This window comes from Candidatus Binataceae bacterium, assembly GCA_035308025.1.
GTDB lineage: Bacteria > Desulfobacterota > Binatia > Binatales > Binataceae > JAJPHI01.
On record DATGHL010000013.1, the window covers coordinates 1 to 18,171 of the forward strand.

The following is an 18,171-nucleotide window of genomic DNA, read 5'->3' on the forward strand; positions in this document are numbered from 1 at the left end:
CTCACCTTGTCCGACCCGCAAGTAGGACAAAACACACCGTTCGGCCAACGGCGCACAGCCAAGTAATTCAGGCAGTTATCAGGGTTGGAGAAGTAGATAACCGCGTCTTTAAGATTGGTGGGTTCGTTCGCCATGAAAAAAGAACTATAGAGGATTTAGTCTGATGAGTCAAGTATGTTCTTCCCAATCCAATTGATCGGGCGCGTGACGGCAGCCATCACGGAGTTGGCGACCTCGACGAGATTCGCCGCGTCAGCCGGCTGCTTGAAGTGCTGATGACCATAGTCGCCGTAACAAAGATGATAGCCCAGCTCGACACCGGCCGGGATGCGCTCGCCGAGCCGCGCGAGCCGTTCGACGACACCGCGCTTGAGGTCGGCAAAGTGCACCGGAAAGACCTGCTCCCAGATGGCCATCTCGATCGCGACGTCCCATTGGATCGCGAGCGACTGCGGCGGAATCGCCGCACAAATCTCGTCGAGCTCAGCGAGCAGACGCGTTTCATAGGCCGGTTCGACGCGCGCCTGGTCTTCGATCACGACGAAGGAGGTGATCGGCGCCAGTGGCGTCGGCAAGCTGACTTGGAAACGGGTCGCCGCCGGAATCACGCCTTCGCGCTGGAGCCGCACAAAGTCCGTCCACGAAGCGCCGGCGGCCGCGGCATAGCCGAGCCGTCCGAAGCTCACATCCACCGACCGATCGGCGCTCCGCAGGCGCACATGCGGGATCGTCGTGTAGCCGCCCGGTTCGGGTGGGATTACCTCGAAGCGCGGATGACTGCCGAACACCTTGAACTGCCATCCGATCCAGCCCAGACGGTCGCCGGTCTCGCCGTCGGGAATTCGCCGCAGATGTGATCCGAGGAGCGACGCCGCGGTGCGGAAAACCTGTTCCGCATTTTCGAGCGGAACGCTGCCGACGAGCAAAACACCGCGCGAAGCTGGTGTGGTTTCCATCGAATCAAACCCTCCTGGCGCGGCTTCGAGCCGGTGAGGCGCGTAAAAAACCTCGACGATGCGATTCGGCTGCGGGGGATAATTTCATATTCGGGTAACCCATCGTTAACGCCGCGTCTTTGGCCGTCGCGTATTCTCCTGCGTTCTCATCACGGAAAACGACAGGAGAATGTTGATGGTTTCGATGGTTTCACGAATTTGCAGCGCTAAACGATTGCTGGTTGGCGGATTTGCGCTTTCCGTCGCTTTCATGCTGGCGGTGAGAGGCGCACAGGCGCAGCCGGTCGCTGCATCGCCTTATACCCTCACGACCTTTCCCGGAGTGCCGCCCAACCAAGGGACGCCGCCATCTCCTGCAACCAAGCCCGATGATCTGGCGATCTCAGCCGATGGTGCGGACCTTTGGGTCGCGTACCAAAACAATGCCGCTCCGGACGGCACGAGCGGCACGAGCAATATCGTCGAGTACGAGATCAGCACCGGTAAGGTGCTGCAAAACGTCATCATCGCCGGCCACACAGACGGACTCAAGATTAATCCGAAAACCAACGAGGTTTGGACGACGCAGAATGAGGACGCTAGTCCGACGCTGGCGGAGATCAATCCGAAGAACGGCAAATTCAAAACCTTCGGATTCGTAAACCCGACCGCTCATGGCGGCGGTTTCGATGACTTCGTCTTTGCCGGAAAAAACTCCCAAGACGTTTTTATTTCTGCGTCGAATCCGGCAGGGCCGCCCTTCACCAGTCAGGCGATCGTGCAGATTAGCGGGAAGCCCGCGAAAGTTACGAAGGTCACTCAAACGCTCGCGGGCAATGCAACCGCTTTCAACGTCGTGACCGGCGCGGATGAGACGTTGGCCATCAGCGATGCGGATTCGATGACGCTGGATCCGGCCGGCGAACTGGTGCTGGACAGCCAGGGCGACGATGAGCTCATCGTCGTGCGCTCCGCTACCGCAACGAATCCGGTGCTCAACGTTCCGCTGACGATGAGCGGCGTCCCGACCGAGGTCAACGACACGATCTTTGTCGGTTCGACCTCTGGGATGATCTCCACCGCGGGAACCCTGTTCATCACCGATACCGGCGGCAATGCAATCTACACGCTGACGAAGCCCTACTTTCCGCCGAGTGAAGTCTATACCGTCGCGGACGCGGTCGGTGACATCGGTTTGCTCGACATGAACACGGGCATTATCACGCCCGTCGTCACCGGACTGGTCCATCCCAACGGAATTGCATTTTCGCCGGCCGCGGTTGCACTGGTCACCCTGCCGATACCGAAGAAATAGCTATTTCCGCTGATGGGTGTGCGAGCCGTCGGGCTCGCGCGCCCACCGCCGGACTATCTACTGAGATGTTCCACTAGCCAATCGCGGGCGGCGCTGCTGGAAGCCTCGAAGTCCTTGACGTAGGCGTCGAAGTGGCCGCCCTTGAGCACGAGCAGCTTTTTGGGCTCAAGCGCGCGATGGTAGGCGGCGAAAGCTTCGTCGGCGACGGCCAGATGGTCGCCGTCGGCAATGATCATCAGCAGCGGCGTCGGGCTGATGCGCTCGACGTACGAGCCGGGTTCGTACTCGCCGAGCATCTCGACGGTGCGCAGGGTGACCTCGTTGCGCCACGACGGCGCGCGGCTCTTGCCGGTCGCGGTGAACCAGCTCCAGGAGTCAGCGGTCGGCAGGGCCGCCGGACCCATGGGGTCTTCGCTGACGACCGGGATCATCATGGGTGCGGCGCCGCCGAGACGGGCTTCGCGATCGGCGTCGAACTGCTCGCGCAGACTCGCGAACATGTCGGCGCGCACCAAACGCTTCAAATTGCGCGAGCCGCTGACGAGCGCGACTTGCGAGACCACGCACTTGACGCGCCGGTCGATCGCGCCCAGCACCAGGACGTGGCCGCCGCTGTAGCTCGATCCCCAGACGCCGACGCGCTCGCGATCGATCCCGGGTTGCGTCCGCACCCAGGTGATCGCGTGGCGATAATCGCGCACCTGCTGCCACGGGTCGATTTCATATCGGGGCTCGCTGCTGCTCGCGCCAAAATTGCGATTGTCGAAGACCAGTGCGGCGATTCCGGCAGTGCTGAAAACCTCGGCGTAGCGATCCAGATACATCTCCTTGACGGCCGAGAAGCCGTGCGCCATCACGACGACGGGCGCCGGCCCGGCGCTGCGCTCGGGAGTAAACAGCCATCCGCGGAGCGTGGCTCCTTCCGCCTGAATCTCGATATCGCGCCGCATAATGAGGTCCTCCGCTTCGGCTAATCGCACGGCGCTCCGCAGCAGGTCAAGCGCCCTAGTGATGGCGGTCCCGTGTTTCAGATAGAACCGTGATGGCTTGGTGCTGGTTCAGTTTGTGACTTATGGTAATTTATCGGCAAAGCTGATTGCGTCGGCGCTGGCGCGGGGAGGACTCAATTCGTGGCGATCAAAATTGGCATCAACGGCTTCGGCCGGATCGGCCGTATGTTCTATCGGGCGGCCTTGGAAAAGAAAGACCTCGAGGTCGTCGCGGTCAACGACATTACCGACGCGCCAACCCTCGCCCATCTGCTCAAATACGATTCGATCCACGGTCCGCTGCCCCATCAGGTTAAGGTCGAAGGCGGGCAGATCATGCTGGACGGCCACGCACTGCGCGTCATCGCCGAGCGCGATCCCGCGAAGCTGCCGTGGAAGGAGCTCGGGGTGCAGGTGGTGGTGGAATCCACCGGGCTCTTCACGGCGCGCGACAAGGCGGCACTCCATCTGAGCGCCGGGGCGCGCAAGGTGGTGATCAGCGCGCCGGCCGATGGCGTCGACGTCACGCTCTGCCTCGGCGTCAACCAGGAGGCCTACGACGTCAAGAAGCACGACGTCATCTCGAATGCGTCGTGTACGACTAACTGCCTCGCGCCGATCGCCAAGGTGCTGCACGAAAACTACGGCATCGTGAACGGCCTGATGACCACCGTGCACAGCTATACATCGGATCAGATGCTGCAGGACGGTCCGCATAAAGATCTGCGGCGGGCGCGCGCGGCCGGGCTCTCGATGATCCCGACGTCGACCGGGGCGGCCAAGGCGATCGGGCTGGTGCTGCCCGCGCTCAACGGCAAACTCGACGGCATCGCGATCCGCGTACCGACGGCGAATGTTTCGGTGGTTGATCTGACGGCCGCGGTTGAGCGCGACTGCGACGACAAGAGCGTTAACGCCGCGATGAAGAAAGCCGCTGAGGGCGAGCTCAAGGGGATTCTGCAGTACAGCGAGGAGCCGTTGGTGTCGCTCGATTTCAACAACAACCCGCACTCGTCGATCTTTGACGCGCCCCTGACCAAGGTGCTGGGCAAGCGGCTGGTCAAGATTTTCTCCTGGTACGACAACGAATGGGGCTACTCGAACCGGCTCGCGGACATCACGGCGTTCGTCGCCGCGCGACTCTGATCCGCCAACTTTGATCCGCGTGGAGCGATCGGTGACAGACAATTTCGGACGACGACAATGGCCGCCACTCCGCTGACGAGTCTGAAGCTCGACGGGCGCAAGGTCCTGGTGCGATGCGATTTCAATGTGCCCCTCGAAGGCGGACGCATCACCGATCCCGCGCGCATCGATGCGAGCCTGGCGACCATTCGTTATGTTCTGGAGCAGGGCGGAGCGGCCGTGCTCTGCTCGCATCTGGGGCGTCCGAAGGAACGGACACCTGAGTTGAGTCTCAAGCCGGTTGCCGAGTATCTGAGCGGCGCGCTCGGGAAAAAGGTCGCGCTGGCGCCGGACTGTATCGGCGAGATTACCGGGCGGATGATCGCGGATCTCACCGGAGGCAGCGCGTTGCTGCTCGAGAACCTGCGGTTCCATCCTGAGGAGGAGGCCAACGATCGCGACTTCTCTCACGAACTCGCGCGGGGCAAGAGCGTGTATATCGATGACGCTTTTGGCGCGGCGCATCGCGCCCACGCCTCGACGGTGGGCGTAGCCCGGTTTATCCGCGAGCGCGCGGCGGGCTTCCTGATGATCCGCGAGCTCGAGGCGTTGCGCGCGGTCACGGAAAATCCGGCGCGTCCTTATATCGCGATTCTCGGCGGGGCGAAGGTCTCGGACAAAATCGCGGTAATCCGCACTCTACTGACCAAGGTTGACGCTCTCCTTATCGGCGGCGCGATGGCCTATACGTTCCTCCAGGCGCAGGGTCTGCCGATCGGCAAGTCGCGGGTCGAAGAGGACAAGCTCGAGCTCGCGCGCGAGTTGCTGGCGCTGGCAGAGAAAAGTGGGGTGGCGTTGGTGCTGCCGTCGGATCACATCGTAGCGGAGGCTCCGGACGCTGCCGCGAGCGCGGAAATCGTCGAACAAATCCCCGGCGATCGAATGGGTTTGGATATCGGTCCGCGCACAATCGCGGAGTTCGTCGAGCGCCTGCGCGGGGCGCACACGATCGTCTGGAACGGGCCGCTCGGCTTCTTCGAGATTCCCGCCTTTGCCGCCGGCACGCTCGCGGTCGGCGAGGCGATCGCCGGGATGACCGGGGCGACGAGCCTGATCGGCGGCGGCGACACCGCGGCGGCGGTTGCCGGACAGCCGTGGGCCGCGAACTTCACCCATATCTCGACCGGCGGCGGCGCGACCCTTGAATACCTCGAAGGCCGCGAACTCCCGGGCGTCAAGGCGCTCGAAGCCTGAAGACAGGCAGGAACCTATGCGCAAGAAACTCATTGCGGGTAACTGGAAGATGAATCTCGGCCCGACCGAGGGGCGCGCGCTGATTGCGGAGCTGCGCGCCGAAATCGACCGCGACGCCGCGAACCTTGCGCGCGATCGTGAAGTGCTGGTCGCGCCGCCCTTTCTGACGATTCCGGCGGTCGCGCAAGCGCTGGCCGGATCGTCAATACTCCTCGGCGCGCAGAACGCGCACTTCGAGAATAAGGGCGCGTTCACCGGCGAAGTCGCGCCCGCGATGCTCAAGGCGTTTGGCGTCACGCACGTAATCCTGGGTCACTCGGAGCGCCGGCATATCTTTGCCGAGAGCGACGAGCTGGTGGGCAAGCGGGTCGCGGGCGCGATTGCGAACCGCTTCACGGCGATTCTTTGCGTCGGTGAGACGCTGGAAGAGCGCGACGGCGGCCGCACGCTCGAGGTGGTGTTGCGGCAGATGCAAGCCGGCCTGGCCGGGTTGAAAGCCGAGAGCGCCGAGCGCGTGGTCGTCGCCTACGAGCCGGTCTGGGCGATCGGGACCGGACGCACCGCAACCCCCGAGCAGGCTCAACTGGTGCATGCCGCGATCCGCGAAGCGCTGGCCGACCACTTCTCGCGGCCAGCCGCGGACACGATCCGGATCCTCTACGGCGGCAGCGTCACCGCGGAGAATGTTGACTCTCTCATGGCAAAGCCCGATATTGACGGGGCTTTGGTCGGCGGGGCAAGCTTGAAGGCCGGGTCGTTCGCCCAGATTGTAAGAGGCGGGTCGTCAGCGGCAGGGTGATGCCAGCCGCGAACTGACCGGCAGAATAATTAAATGATCGCTCTTGTAGTCGTGATCCATATTTTCGTGTGTCTGACGTTGGTGACCGTCGTGCTGCTCCAGCAGGGCAAGGGCGCCGACGTCGGTGCGGTTTTCGGCGGGTCGAGTCAGACGGTTTTTGGCGCGAGTGGCGCAGGTAACCTGCTCACCAAGATTACGTGGGGATGCGCAATCATCTTTTTCGCGACTTCGCTCGTCCTCGCGTACGCCTCGACGCGGCGGGCCACCGGCAGTATCTTCGAGGGCGGCCACGTGACGCTGCCGGCCGCGCCGGCTACCAAGGCGGCAGCCCCTGCGCAGCCGCCGGTTAGCGGCGCCCCGGCCGCGAATCATCCGGCGGCGCCCTCGACACCGAGCGGACATAAATAGCGGAGCGGGCGAGACCAGGCCGCAGATCGCATCCTCGGCGATCTTTCGTTGTTATTTCTGCTGTGTGCGCGGGTGGTGGAATGGCAGACACGCGAGTTTGAGGGGCTCGTGGTAGAAATACCGTGCGGGTTCAAGTCCCGCTCCGCGCACCATCGCTTTTTTCAGCGTCAGAGCAGACTCTTCGCCTCGAAGACTGGCTCAGGATCGCTGAGCAGAGCTTGTGCAGCTGCGTTAACTGACGAAAAAGCGGCGGACATCGCAAGATGCCCGCCGCCTGTTTTCACAGCCTGTAAGATCGAACGATTACAGCTTCATCCAGACCGATTTGATCTGCGTGTAGAGATCGATCGCGTAGCGGCCGAGTTCGCGGCCGAAGCCCGACTGCTTGTAGCCGCCGAAGGGCGAGATCGGATCGAGCTGGTTGTAGCAGTTCACCCAAACCGTGCCGGCCTTGAGCGAGCGTGCGACCTTGTGCGCGCGGCTGATGTCGCGCGTCCAGACCGCGGCAGAGAGGCCGTACTCGGTGTCGTTGCCCTGAAAGACCGCGTCGTTTTCGTCTTTGAAGGGAATCGCCGATGCGACCGGTCCGAAGATCTCCTCGCGCGCGATCCGCATGTCGTTGTTGACGCCGCTGAAGAGCGTGGGCTGGACGAAGTAGCCTTTGCCCGCAGGCGTCTCGCCGCCCGACGAGACCTTGGCGCCTTCTTTTTTGCCGACCGCGAGATAGCCCTTGACCCGCTCGAACTGCTCCTGCGAGACCACCGGACCCATCATCGTGCCCTGATTGAAGGGGTCGCCGGCGGTGACGCTCTTGCTGAAGGCCGTGAGCTGATCGACGACCTCGTCATATTTGTCGCGCTGCACAAAGATGCGGGTGCCGGCGCAGCAGACCTGGCCCGAGTTGAAGTACACACCCATCATCGAGGTCGGCACCGCCTGCGACAGGTCGGCGTCGGGGAAGATGATATTCGGGGCTTTGCCGCCGAGTTCGAGCGAGACTTTCTTGAGATTGCCGGCGGAGGCTTTGAGGATGATCTTGCCGACTTCGGTCGAACCGGTGAAGGCGACTTTGTCCACGTTCGGATGCTCGGCGATCGAGCTGCCGGCGCCGGGGCCGAAGCCGGTGACGATATTGAGGACGCCGTCGGGCAGTCCGGCCTCGGTGATCAGCTCGCCCAATCGGAGCGCGGTGAGCGGGGTCTGCTCGGCCGGTTTGAGGATTACCGTGTTGCCGCAGGCGAGCGCCGGGCCGAGCTTCCACGCGGCCATCAGCAGCGGAAAGTTCCACGGGATGATCTGCCCGCAGACGCCGACCGGTTCGCGCAGCGTATAGTTGAAGAAGGCCGGATCGGAGGGGTTGGTCTCGCCGTAGAGTTTGGTCACCCAGCCGCCATAGTAGCGGAAGGTCTCCGCCGCGGCCGGAACGTCGAAGGCGCGCGCGAAGGTCAGCGGCTTGCCATTGTCGAGGGTTTCGAGTTCGGCGAGCTCCTCGGCGTGCTCGTCGATCAGCTCGGCGATTTTGAACATCAGGCGGGCGCGCTGATGGGGTCCCATCGCGGGCCAGGCGCCCTCGTCGAAGGCCTTGCGCGCGGCCTTGACGGCCTCGTCAACGTCGGCCTTGTCGCCCTCGGCGATCAACGCGAGGACTTCTTCGTTGGCCGGATTGACGGTCTCGAAGGTCTTGCCGGATTTGGCCGGCCGCCATTTGCCGCCGATCAGCAGTTGCTTGGGTCCGCGCAAAAAGGCCAGCGCGGCGGAATTTTTGGCGCCCTTTGCGGCGCTCTCAACCTGGGGTGCTGCAGCCATTGGAATTACCCTCCTGTCTGGATCTCACGGTTATGAGCGGAAACTTTCGACTAACTACCATATCGGCGGGCCTACGCGAAGGGCGCGTCGACGCGGCCCATCTGCGACGTGTCGTAGGCGCACAGCGCAGTTATCTCGCGTGCGAGCCGGGCCGAATTGAGCGCGTCGAGCAGGCCGCGCACCGGCGCGGAGTCGAATTCGGCCGCGGGGATAATCAAATCATAGCGCTCCTCGCGCCAGGGTTGAAAGGCGAGGCCGAGGACCTCGGCAGCGAAGCGCAGGGTCACGCCGGCGTCAGCGGAGCCCTCAGCGATGGCGGCGGCGACTTCGAGATGGCCTGCGGCAAACCGATCATAGCCGGTGATATCAGCGGGTTTGAGGCCGTCGCCCGCCAGCGCCTCGTCGAGCGCTGCACGTGCGCCGGCGCCACGCTCGCGATTGATCAGCCGCGTCCCCTTGTGAGTGAGCTGCTCGAGGCGGTCGATGCGCGGACCCGACGGCCGCGACGCCAGCCCGAGCTCCCAGCGGGCGAAGTTGACGACGCGAAAGGGCTTGGCGGCGAAGGCTCGGCGCGCCGCGGCGATATTGTAGTCATCGGATCCGGGGTCGCGCAGATGAACCCCGGCGGCGTGCGCGCCGCCGCTCGCCGCAGTCGTCAACGCGTCGCGGCTCGATTGCGCGAGCGCGGCGACCTCGATTCGTGGTTGGCGGCGCGCAAGATAATCGCCCAGCAGGGCGACGGCCGGGTCGCAGCCGGCGATCACCACGGTCAAATCGATCTCCGCCGAGGAGCGCAGGGCCGCGACTTCGACGCGCTTGCCGCGCAGACTCTGCGTCACGAGACCGCCGGCGGGATGGAGCGCGAGCGCGCTCGCGGGCACCGCCATCGCGACGAGGCGGCCGCCCAGACGGGCCAGCGCGACGCGCGTATGCGGGGCGCGGGCTTCGGCTGCCGCGCACTGGGCAATTAGCGGACGGTTGTCGTCGGCGTCGCCGAACAGGCTCTCGACCGACTCGCCAAGCTCCTGCGCCAGCCGGATCGCGACGGCGACTCCGGGCTGATAGAGACCGCTTTCAATTGCGCCCAGCGCCTGGCGCGAAATCCGCACGCGGCGCGCTAGTTCGACCTGGCTCAGTTTGCGCGCGTTCCGCAGCGCACGCAGTCTCTCCTCGATTTGTCCGGCCATCATACTTGTCAGATATATTACAGCATGGCATAGAAGGCCGAGTCGTTTAAGTCTAATAACTTGGCGCTCCAACGGAGTCTTTGCGATGGCAAAAAGGGAACAGGTTCGCGGCGCGACGAAAATCGGGCTACTGGCCGCGGCCGCTGTCGCCGCGCTGATGCTCGTGCCGGCAGGCGAGACGGGCAGCGCGCTCGCTGCCGATGCCCCGACTATCCGTGTCGCCTACGCCGGTTCGATGGGCGCGGTGATGGATCAAAAGATCGGCCCCGAATTCGCCATGGTGCACGCCGCGGACTACCAAGGGATCGGCCAGGCGGCTTACGCGCTGGCGCATCTGCTCGAGGCCAAGCAACTGCGCGCCGACGTCTTCGTTTCGATCACGCCGGGCCCGATGCGCATCCTGCTCAAGAACGGCCTGATCAAGGAAGCGATTCCCGTCGCCAGCACCCAGATGGTGCTGGCATACGGACCAAAGAGCCAGTTTGCCAACGCCTTCGCCGCGGCCGGATCGGCCTCAGGCCAACCCTGGTACAAGGTCCTTGGGTCAACCGGTTTGCGTTTCGGCCGGACCGATCCTGCAACCGACCCGCAGGGGCGCAACGTTATCTTCACCTTCAAGCTTGCCGAGAAATATTATTCAGCCGCCGGCCTCGAAAAACAGATTCTCGGCGAGCCGCGCAACCCGGCGCAGATCTTCACCGAGCCGTCAATCCTGACGCGGCTGGCAAGCGGGCAGATCGACGCCACCGTCGGCTATCTCTCGGCGATCAAGTCGCAGCATCTCCCCTACATCGCGTTGCCGCGCGAAATTAATCTCGCTGATCCGGCCTTCTTCGATAGTTGGTACAGCAAGGCGGGCTTCGCGATCACCGGGCCGGACGGTAAACCGATCACGGCCAAGCCTGAGCCGCTGGTTTTTTACGCGGCGGTTCTGACCAACGCGGAGCATCCGGAGCTGGCCGCAGCTTTCGTCGATTTCATGCACGGCCCGCGCGGTCAGCAGATGCTGGGCGGGAGCGGTTATGACGCGACCGCTGCCGCCACGCTCAAATGAGACGCGAGTTGCTCGCCGCCGCGGCGATCGGCGTGCTCGCGCTCCTGACGGCGCCGTTCATTGCCTTTGCCTGGATGACGCCGTGGCTCCATCTGCGTCCCGCGGCCGGCGACCTCGACGCCCTGCGGGTCTCGGTGACTTACACGCTCGCGGCGCTGGTACTAATCGTCATCGGCGGTACGCCGCTCGCCTATTGGATGGCGCGTCATGACTTCCGTGGCAAGTGGATCGGCGAGGCGCTCATCCTGCTGCCACTGCTGACGCCGCCGCTCGCGATGGGTATTCTGCTCGCGCTCTTCTACGGCCCATACGGATGGGCGGGCGACGCCGCGCATCAGTTGGGGGTTGAGCTGACCAACACGCCGGCGGCCTTCGTGCTGGCCCAGGTGTATGCGGCCGCGCCCTACTTCATAATCGCAGCACGCGCGGCCTTCGAGAGCGTCGATCCGAATCTCGAGCAGCTGTCGCTGACGCTGGGGCGGACGCCGTGGCAGACTTTTTGGCGCGTGACGATGCCGTTGGCGCGGCTCGGGGTCGGCGTCGGGATCGCGATCGCGTGGGTACGCGCGCTCGGTGAGTTCGGCATAGTGCTGATAATCGCCTATTTTCCCCAGGGCATCCCGGTCAAGCTGTGGGTGAACCTGCAGGACCTTGGACTGAGCGCCGTCTACCCCCTGCTCTGGTTGTTCTTCATGGTGGCGCTGCCACTGCCGCTGATTCTCGGGATTGCCTCGCGGCGCAATCTCGCCAGAATCGAAGCGGCGCTATGAAGGTCGATTACCGGATCGAAAAACCGCTCGCGATTGAAGCCGCGCTCGAAGTCACCGGGTTTACGGTGCTGCTCGGCTCCAGTGGCGCGGGCAAGACCACGTTGCTGAAGGCGCTCGCGGGCTTGATCGCAGCCGAAGGGATGCCGTATGGCGGGCTGCCGGCGCATCGGCGGCCCATCGGCTACCTCCCGCAAGGCTACGCGCTCTTTCCGCATCTGCCGGTTTGGGGCAACGTCGCCTTCGCGATCGATGGCCGCCGCAAGGCCCGGCGCAGCCGCGCTCTTCAGCTACTGGAGCTCGTGGGCCTCGCCGATCTTGCCGAACGCGATCCGCGCAGCCTGTCGGGCGGACAGATGCAGCGGGTCGCGTTGGCGCGCGTGCTGGCGCGAGGACCCGAGCTGCTGCTGCTCGACGAGCCCACCAATGCGCTCGACCCGGCGACGCGCGATCGCGTGCTCGAAGAGCTGCGCGCACTGATCGGCCGCCTCGGCCTGCCCGCGCTGGTCGCGACCCATGATCCGCATCTGGCCGCGATTGGTGACCGCGTCGCCGTGTTGGCTCACGGAAAAATAATTCAGGCGGGTGAGCCCGCCAAGGTTTTCGATCATCCGGCGACCGCGCACGTTGCGCGGCTGGTCGGTTTTCAGAATCTTTTTCGCGTCCGTGTCGTCGAGCGCAGCGAACGCTGGACGATCATCGACCGTGGCGGCCTCCAACTCGAGGTCTTTGCCCGCGCGCCGCTCAGCGCGGACGTCGGAATCGCGATTCGTTCGCGCGACGTCATACTCAACCAAGAGGAGTTGCGGGTTCCTGGCAACCGCTTCCGCGCGCGGCTCACCGAAGTCCGCCACGAGGGTCTCGGCCCGCGCGTGGTCCTCGACGGTCCGCTGCCGCTGGAAGCCTGGCTGACCTCGTATCGCGAAGCCTCGCGGCTGCGCGCCGGCGACGAGGTCAACGTGCGCGTCCCGGCTGACCGCATTCGCTTGCTGGTGTGGGATCCGGACGGCTCTGCGCTATGATGCATTAGGCGGAGCGCAGCGGAGCCGCGCAGGCGAGTCTTTACTTTGGCCGCGCGTCGCAGACTCCGCCGCCCCCCGAGCTGCGTTAAGAATGTTGATCGACTTTCAGACCGACCCCGAGCGCTATCGTCATTGGCGGCTGAGCTGCAACGGCCGTGTCGCCACCCTCGCGCTGGCGGTTGACGAAGCCGGCGGCATTCATCCCGGTTATGAGCTGAAGCTGAACTCCTATGATCTCGGCGTCGATATCGAGCTCTACGACGCGAGCCAGCGGCTGCGCTTCGAGCATCCCGAGGTCGCCGCGGTGATCCTGACCTCGGCACGGGAGCGGATCTTCTGCGCCGGCGCGAACATCCGGATGCTCGCCCAGTCGGAGCATGGCTTCAAGGTGAACTTTTGCAAATTCACCAACGAGACGCGCAACGCGCTCGAAGATGCGAGCGCCAACTCGGGCCAGCGCTACCTTGCGCTGATCAATGGCCCGTGCGCCGGCGGCGGTTACGAGCTGGCGCTGGCGACCGATTACCTGATCATGGCCGACGACGGCTCGACCAGTGTCTCGCTGCCCGAAGTGCCGCTGCTGGCGGTCCTGCCCGGCACCGGCGGGCTGACGCGACTGGTGGACAAGCGCCGCGTCCGGCGCGATCGCGCGGACTTCTTCTGCACGACCGAAGAGGGCGTCCGTGGCGCGCGGGCGGTCGAGTGGAGGCTGGTGGATGAGGTCGCGCCGCGCACCCAACTGGCTGACGCGGCGGAGCGCAAGGCGCGCGAGTTTGCTGCGATGTCGCCCCGGCCGGCCGCTGCCACAGGCGTCAGGCTGTGTCCGCTGACGCGCAAAATCGAAGCGGAGGGCCTGACTTATTCGAACCTGATCGTCGAGATCGATCGGGATCGTGCAATCGCCACTCTGACGATTCGCGGACCTCGCGCCGCCGCGGGCACCGGCGCGACGGCGCTCGACGCGGTCGACGACACCTTCTGGCCGCTGGCGCTCGCGCGTGAGCTCGACGACGCGATGCTCCATCTGCGTTTCAACGAAACAGCGGTCGGGACGTGGCTCTTTCGCACGCAGGGCGACGGGCGACTGGTCGAAAGCTACGATCATCTGTTGTCAGAAAATCGCGGCCACTGGCTGGCGCGCGAAATCACGCTTTATCTCAAGCGCACGCTGAAACGGCTCGAAGTAAGCTCGCGTTCGATCTTTGCGCTGATCGAGCCAGGCTCCTGCTACGCCGGGAGTCTGTTCGAGATCGCGCTCGCGGCCGATCGCGCCTATATGCTGAGCGGCATCCGCGACGATGTCGAAGTGCCGGCGGCGCGCGTCCTGCTGACTCCGATGAATTTCGGGCCGCTCACCATGTGCAACGGTTTAACGCGGCTCGCCAGCCGTTTTCTCGATGACCCCGCGCGCGTCGCGGCGCTGCAGAAGCGTGTGGGCGAGGAGCTCGCGGCCGAACGTGCGCTGGAACTTGAGCTGATCGGTTTCGCTCCCGACGCCATCGATTGGGATGACGAGGTTCGCGTCGCGCTCGAGGAGCGCGCGGCCTTTTCGCCCGACGCGCTGACCGCGATGGAGGCGTCGCTGCGCTTCGCCGGCCCGGAGACCATGGAGAGTAAGATCTTCGCGCGGCTCTCGGCCTGGCAGAACTGGCTTTTTCAACGGCCGAATGCGGTCGGTGAAAACGGCGCGCTCAAGCGTTACGGCAGCGGCCGGCGCGCAACCTTCGACCCGCGGAGGGTCTGATGCAAATTGACTATTCCGAGCGCATCCCCAACAACGTCAATCTGGCGGGCAACCGCCGCCTGCAGCGCGCGCTCGAAGAGTGGCAGCCGCGTTTTCTGAATTGGTGGCGCGAGCTCGGTCCGCTCGGTTTTCAGGCGGCCGAGGTTTATTTGCGGACCGCAGTCTCGGCCAGCGCCGACGGCTGGGCAATTTTCGATCACGTGCGAATGCCTGATTATCGCTGGGGGATTTTTCTCGCCGACGCCGAACCCGGCCGCACGATCGGTTTTGGAGTCCATCGCGGCGCGCCGGTCTGGACCGATCTGCCGGGCGAGTATCGCGGGATGCTGCGGCGGCTGATCGTCACGCAGGGCGACACCGAGCCGGCCTCGGTCGAACAGCAGCGCCATCTCGGCGCGACCGCGCCGTCGCTCTATGATCTGCGCAACCTCTTTCAGATCAACGTCGAGGAGGCCCGCCACCTATGGGCGATGGTCTACCTGCTGCACGCCTATTTTGGGCGCGACGGCCGCGAGGAAGCTGACGCTCTGCTGCAACGCCATTCGGGCAGCGCCGAGCGCCCGCGCATCCTCGGCGCCTTCAACGAGCCGACCCCCGACTGGCTCGCCTTTTTCATGTTCACCTATTTCACCGATCGCGACGGCAAGTATCAGCTCGCCAGCCTGGCCGAGTCCGGCTTCGATCCGCTCGCGCGCACCTGCCGCTTTATGCTGACCGAGGAGGCGCATCACCTCTTCGTCGGCGAGATGGGGGTGGCGCGGGTCGTCGCGCGCACCTGCGAGCTGATGCGGCAGCATCGCACGGCCAACGTCGGCGAATACGGCGGCATCGAGCTGGCGCTGATTCAGAAGTACCTGAATTACCACTACGCGGTTTCACTTGACCTGTTTGGTTCCGAGCTTTCGACCAACGCCGCCAACTATTTTAATGCCGGACTCAAGGGGCGCTTCCGCGAGAGTGATCGCATCGACGATCATCAGCTCAGTGAACAGAAATACGAAGTCCTGCGCTACGTTGGCGGCATCCTGCTCAAAGAGGAGCAGCCGACGATCCTCGCCCTCAACGAGATTCTGCGCGACGATTACGTCGCCGACTCGGCGCGCGGGGTCGGGCGCTGGAACCGCATCATCAAAGATGCGGGATTCGATTTAGTGCTCACGCTGCCGCATCGCGGCTTTAATCGAAGAATCGGCGAATTCGCGAACCTGTCAGTAACCCCCGAGGGGCGGGTGGTCTCGCGCGAGGAGTGGGAAGCCGGTGTCGCAGAATGGCTGCCGACGCTCGCAGAACGCGACTTCGTCGCATCGTTGATGCGTCCGGCGGTCAAACCTGGAGAGTTTGCGAGCTGGATCGCGCCGCCCGCGCGCGGCATCAATCATCAGGCGCAGGATTTCGCGTACGTCCGGCCCGGCTAGATTCGGCTCGACGCGGATTAAGCCTCAGCGCGCTTGGTCACCGTGCCCTGCAAGACGTTTTCAAAGCCGTCGGTGGCCTTGCGCAAATAGAGGATGCCGCCGTCAACCTCGGCGTCGGTAAGCTGCTCGACCATCCGGCGAATCATGCGCCGCCCTTCTTCGATCATCAGCTCGACGAATTTTTCGCCCTTGGCGGTGAGCACCACCTGCTTCTCCCGCGCCGAATCGGGGTCCTCGACAATCTTCAGCAGGCTCAGCGGCGCTCGCGACATCCCGCGCAGCGCCTTCGTGATCGCCGAACTGCTGACCTCGAACCAGGTTTGGAGCGAGCGTTCGATCTCTTTGCGGCGCATCTGCCGCTGCTCCTTGCCTTCGGAGTGGATCAACCACAGGATCGCCGTCTGTTTGCGCGTTAGCTTGTCCCCGCGCATCGCGTCCTCGAAGGCGATTCCCGTTTTGTAATGCACGGGGTAGAACAGTTCGAGCAGCTCGGTTATCCGCCGCTCGGTCGGATTCTCTGCACTAGCCTGAAATTCCATGTTCCTTCCACCCGCCGCCATCGTACCGTCCAGTACCGGAAATAATTTCCAAATGACATTATTATCTGACCGTAGAGCCGCGCGAAAGACGCCGGTGCGAAGAACCTGTGACCAGCCGCACGAATCGTTCCGGTGAGGTGAGCTTTCTGCTGCGCTGCTGCGCGCCGAAGTCCACGCGCCCGGCCGCCCCGCCGGGCGTCGATTTCGATTGGTCATGGCTGGAACAGGCGGCGCGCGCGCAGGGCGTGCTCCCACTGGTGGCCCGCTCCCTCGCGACCCTCGATGACCCGCCGCATCCGATTCGCGATCGCATTCGCACGTCTGCCGTGGCGATTGAGCTGCGCAACGAGTATCTCGCGGCGCGGTTGATCGAGCTGATGGGCGAATTCGCACGCAACGCCATCGCACTGCTCGCGTTCAAAGGTCCTATACTTGCGCAATTGGCCTATGGCGACCCTGGTCTGCGGGTCTTCGCCGACCTCGATATCCTGGTGCGGAAGGCCGACGTGCCGCGCGCCGCGCACCTGCTCGAGCGCCTGGGCTTTGCCGGCGACTACTTTGATCACGTGGCGTTTCAATCGGATTTCTTTCATGCGGTCGAGATAAATTTCCGCGCCCGCGAGGGCGACCTCAACCTCGATCTCCATTGGGACCTCGCGCCGGGCTATTATCCCTTCGGTCCACGTGGCGACGCGGTCTGGCAGCGCGCATCGGTCGTCCCGCTCGGCGAAAGGCAGGTGCCGACGCTCGCCCCGGAAGACCATCTGCTCTTTCTCGCCGTTCACGCCTCGCGCCATGGGTGGCCGCTTCTCAGTCAGATTTGTGATGTCGCGTACTTCGCTAGCCGGGTTAAACTCGATTGGGCGACGCTCACCGAACGCGCCTCGCGCACCGGATGCGCACGAATGCTCAATCTGGGCCTGATGCTCGCCGCCGGTCTGCTTGCCGCGGAGCTTCCCGCGGGAGCGCTTCAGGGCGCAGACGCGGAAACCCGCTCATCGGTCGCGCGGCTCGCCGCACAGTTCTGCAGCGAAGCGTCACCGGCCGATTCCACGATCGGGTCAGTCACGCGCTCGCTGGTTGGCATCGAGCAGACCGGCGAGCGGGTCCGCTACCTGCTCCTGCATGCGCTCGCGCCAACGTTAATCGACGCGCACTATTGCCCACTCCCACGATGGCTCTACCCGGCATACTATCTCGTGCGCCCAATCCGGATCGGGTTGCGAGGGACGCGCAGCCTCGGCGCAGCAGCGCGCGCCCATATGCGAAGAGAGTCCTGAGACGGTGAAAACATTGGCCTGCAGCAAGTACCTGGGCGCGCTTATACCATCACCTCAGATGCTCGCGGTTATACCCTTTACAGCTTCTTTTATTTCTGCAGTGATTTGGGGCAAGTCACTTCGTATATACGAAGCGATCTCTTCTGCAACAGCTTCATTGAAATTGTCGTCGAACTCTGGTGGTACATGGATGTTTCTCGAGCGAAGAAACAGATACTCCTTTTTGGGCTGGGGTGCTTTCTCGATGCGCTTATAAATCGCGCGACCTAGTTTACGGAGAGGCTCAGGAACGCCCATGTACAGAACTGTATTCAGTTCCAGTTTGCGATCTTCTAGATATCGCGTACGTAGTTCGCACGTTATAAGACTTTTGCCTGAATCCCATTTCATTTTGGTAGTGTCGGGAAGTTGGTGGAAAAGTGAAAAGGCGTCAAGATCCGGCGAGTTGAGCCACAACTCACACCCGCTAGGCGGCGGGTGCCGGAGGATGACGCCATGGAAAGCGATAGCAGGGATGGAGGAGCAGGGAAAG

The 18,171-nt window shown here is 63.8% G+C and carries 17 protein-coding genes and 1 tRNA gene; 12 read left to right on the forward strand and 6 right to left on the reverse strand.

Annotated elements, in window-relative coordinates; translation table 11 throughout:
* Positions 1 to 155: 155 nt before the first annotated feature.
* Entirely contained in the window at positions 156 to 956 is an 801-nt protein-coding gene (locus tag VKS22_03705; GenBank protein ID HLW69708.1) for a hypothetical protein, read from the reverse strand.
* 175 nt (positions 957 to 1,131) lie between these two features.
* Here VKS22_03705 and VKS22_03710 point away from each other — a divergent pair, with 175 nt between their 5' ends.
* Positions 1,132 to 2,250 carry a hypothetical protein gene (locus tag VKS22_03710; GenBank protein HLW69709.1) on the forward strand — a complete coding sequence of 373 codons (1,119 nt, stop codon included), beginning with the start codon at positions 1,132 to 1,134 and terminating at the stop codon, positions 2,248 to 2,250.
* A gap of 53 nt (positions 2,251 to 2,303) precedes the next feature.
* On the opposite strand, the gene VKS22_03715 is transcribed toward VKS22_03710, so the two are convergent.
* A complete protein-coding gene (locus tag VKS22_03715) occupies positions 2,304 to 3,200 on the reverse strand; it encodes an alpha/beta hydrolase (protein HLW69710.1) in 897 nt (298 codons plus the stop codon).
* Between the two features lie 180 nt (positions 3,201 to 3,380).
* Here VKS22_03715 and gap point away from each other — a divergent pair, with 180 nt between their 5' ends.
* The 5 genes from gap (at position 3,381) to VKS22_03740 (ending at position 6,977) form a co-directional block, all read left to right on the forward strand.
* Complete coding sequence (gene gap, locus VKS22_03720; protein ID HLW69711.1) at positions 3,381 to 4,385, forward strand: type I glyceraldehyde-3-phosphate dehydrogenase; 1,005 nt, start codon at positions 3,381 to 3,383, stop codon at positions 4,383 to 4,385.
* 57 nt (positions 4,386 to 4,442) lie between these two features.
* Positions 4,443 to 5,618, forward strand: a complete 1,176-nt coding sequence (locus VKS22_03725) for a phosphoglycerate kinase (protein ID HLW69712.1) — start codon at positions 4,443 to 4,445, stop codon at positions 5,616 to 5,618.
* Positions 5,619 to 5,634: 16 nt separating this feature from the next.
* Positions 5,635 to 6,417, forward strand: a complete 783-nt coding sequence (gene tpiA / locus VKS22_03730) for a triose-phosphate isomerase (protein ID HLW69713.1) — start codon at positions 5,635 to 5,637, stop codon at positions 6,415 to 6,417.
* 33 nt (positions 6,418 to 6,450) lie between these two features.
* Positions 6,451 to 6,825 (forward strand): preprotein translocase subunit SecG, encoded by a 375-nt coding sequence (gene secG / locus VKS22_03735; GenBank protein HLW69714.1) that lies wholly within the window; start codon positions 6,451 to 6,453, stop codon positions 6,823 to 6,825.
* Positions 6,826 to 6,891: 66 nt separating this feature from the next.
* Positions 6,892 to 6,977: transfer RNA gene (locus VKS22_03740), tRNA-Leu, on the forward strand.
* A gap of 151 nt (positions 6,978 to 7,128) precedes the next feature.
* On the opposite strand, the gene VKS22_03745 is transcribed toward VKS22_03740, so the two are convergent.
* Complete coding sequence (locus VKS22_03745) at positions 7,129 to 8,631, reverse strand: aldehyde dehydrogenase family protein (protein ID HLW69715.1); 1,503 nt, start codon at positions 8,629 to 8,631, stop codon at positions 7,129 to 7,131.
* A gap of 71 nt (positions 8,632 to 8,702) precedes the next feature.
* Positions 8,703 to 9,818, reverse strand: coding sequence for a substrate-binding domain-containing protein (locus VKS22_03750; GenBank protein HLW69716.1), 1,116 nt, complete (start codon positions 9,816 to 9,818; stop codon positions 8,703 to 8,705).
* A gap of 85 nt (positions 9,819 to 9,903) precedes the next feature.
* Between VKS22_03750 and VKS22_03755 the strand changes: the two genes are divergently transcribed.
* The 5 genes from VKS22_03755 (at position 9,904) to boxB (ending at position 15,820) form a co-directional block, all read left to right on the forward strand.
* A complete protein-coding gene (locus VKS22_03755; GenBank protein ID HLW69717.1) occupies positions 9,904 to 10,872 on the forward strand; it encodes an extracellular solute-binding protein in 969 nt (322 codons plus the stop codon).
* Positions 10,869 to 11,642: an ABC transporter permease subunit gene (locus VKS22_03760; protein ID HLW69718.1), complete on the forward strand. Its 774-nt coding sequence runs from the start codon at positions 10,869 to 10,871 to the stop codon at positions 11,640 to 11,642. Before VKS22_03755 ends, VKS22_03760 begins: the two co-directional genes overlap by 4 nt.
* Positions 11,639 to 12,661, forward strand: a complete 1,023-nt coding sequence (locus tag VKS22_03765) for an ABC transporter ATP-binding protein (protein ID HLW69719.1) — start codon at positions 11,639 to 11,641, stop codon at positions 12,659 to 12,661. The genes VKS22_03760 and VKS22_03765 overlap by 4 nt, the downstream gene beginning before the upstream one ends.
* A gap of 91 nt (positions 12,662 to 12,752) precedes the next feature.
* On the forward strand, positions 12,753 to 14,405 hold the full coding sequence (boxC, locus tag VKS22_03770; GenBank protein HLW69720.1) for a 2,3-epoxybenzoyl-CoA dihydrolase: 1,653 nt from the start codon (positions 12,753 to 12,755) through the stop codon (positions 14,403 to 14,405).
* Positions 14,405 to 15,820: a benzoyl-CoA 2,3-epoxidase subunit BoxB gene (boxB, locus tag VKS22_03775; GenBank protein HLW69721.1), complete on the forward strand. Its 1,416-nt coding sequence runs from the start codon at positions 14,405 to 14,407 to the stop codon at positions 15,818 to 15,820. The genes boxC and boxB overlap by 1 nt, the downstream gene beginning before the upstream one ends.
* A 17-nt stretch (positions 15,821 to 15,837) precedes the next feature.
* On the opposite strand, the gene VKS22_03780 is transcribed toward boxB, so the two are convergent.
* Complete coding sequence (locus tag VKS22_03780) at positions 15,838 to 16,359, reverse strand: winged helix DNA-binding protein (protein HLW69722.1); 522 nt, start codon at positions 16,357 to 16,359, stop codon at positions 15,838 to 15,840.
* Positions 16,360 to 16,466: 107 nt separating this feature from the next.
* On the opposite strand from VKS22_03780, the gene VKS22_03785 reads away from it, so the two are divergent.
* Complete coding sequence (locus VKS22_03785) at positions 16,467 to 17,639, forward strand: nucleotidyltransferase family protein (protein HLW69723.1); 1,173 nt, start codon at positions 16,467 to 16,469, stop codon at positions 17,637 to 17,639.
* A gap of 54 nt (positions 17,640 to 17,693) precedes the next feature.
* On the opposite strand, the gene VKS22_03790 is transcribed toward VKS22_03785, so the two are convergent.
* The coding region (locus tag VKS22_03790) for a hypothetical protein (protein HLW69724.1) at positions 17,694 to 18,171 on the reverse strand (478 nt) is incomplete at its 5' end.

What these genes read in the sequence shown, in the direction of transcription:
- VKS22_03715 (HLW69710.1), bottom strand. Translation starts at nt 3,200, where the DNA reads ATGCGGCGCGATATCGAGATTCAGGCGGAAGGAGCCACGCTCCGCGGA.
- VKS22_03710 (HLW69709.1), top strand. Translation starts at nt 1,132, where the DNA reads ATGGTTTCGATGGTTTCACGAATTTGCAGCGCTAAACGATTGCTGGTT.
- tpiA (HLW69713.1), top strand. Translation starts at nt 5,635, where the DNA reads ATGCGCAAGAAACTCATTGCGGGTAACTGGAAGATGAATCTCGGCCCG.
- VKS22_03780 (HLW69722.1), bottom strand. Translation starts at nt 16,359, where the DNA reads ATGGAATTTCAGGCTAGTGCAGAGAATCCGACCGAGCGGCGGATAACC.
- VKS22_03755 (HLW69717.1), top strand. Translation starts at nt 9,904, where the DNA reads ATGGCAAAAAGGGAACAGGTTCGCGGCGCGACGAAAATCGGGCTACTG.
- VKS22_03760 (HLW69718.1), top strand. Translation starts at nt 10,869, where the DNA reads ATGAGACGCGAGTTGCTCGCCGCCGCGGCGATCGGCGTGCTCGCGCTC.
- boxC (HLW69720.1), top strand. Translation starts at nt 12,753, where the DNA reads ATGTTGATCGACTTTCAGACCGACCCCGAGCGCTATCGTCATTGGCGG.
- VKS22_03745 (HLW69715.1), bottom strand. Translation starts at nt 8,631, where the DNA reads ATGGCTGCAGCACCCCAGGTTGAGAGCGCCGCAAAGGGCGCCAAAAAT.
- secG (HLW69714.1), top strand. Translation starts at nt 6,451, where the DNA reads ATGATCGCTCTTGTAGTCGTGATCCATATTTTCGTGTGTCTGACGTTG.
- boxB (HLW69721.1), top strand. Translation starts at nt 14,405, where the DNA reads ATGCAAATTGACTATTCCGAGCGCATCCCCAACAACGTCAATCTGGCG.
- VKS22_03750 (HLW69716.1), bottom strand. Translation starts at nt 9,818, where the DNA reads ATGGCCGGACAAATCGAGGAGAGACTGCGTGCGCTGCGGAACGCGCGC.
- VKS22_03705 (HLW69708.1), bottom strand. Translation starts at nt 956, where the DNA reads ATGGAAACCACACCAGCTTCGCGCGGTGTTTTGCTCGTCGGCAGCGTT.
- VKS22_03765 (HLW69719.1), top strand. Translation starts at nt 11,639, where the DNA reads ATGAAGGTCGATTACCGGATCGAAAAACCGCTCGCGATTGAAGCCGCG.
- VKS22_03725 (HLW69712.1), top strand. Translation starts at nt 4,443, where the DNA reads ATGGCCGCCACTCCGCTGACGAGTCTGAAGCTCGACGGGCGCAAGGTC.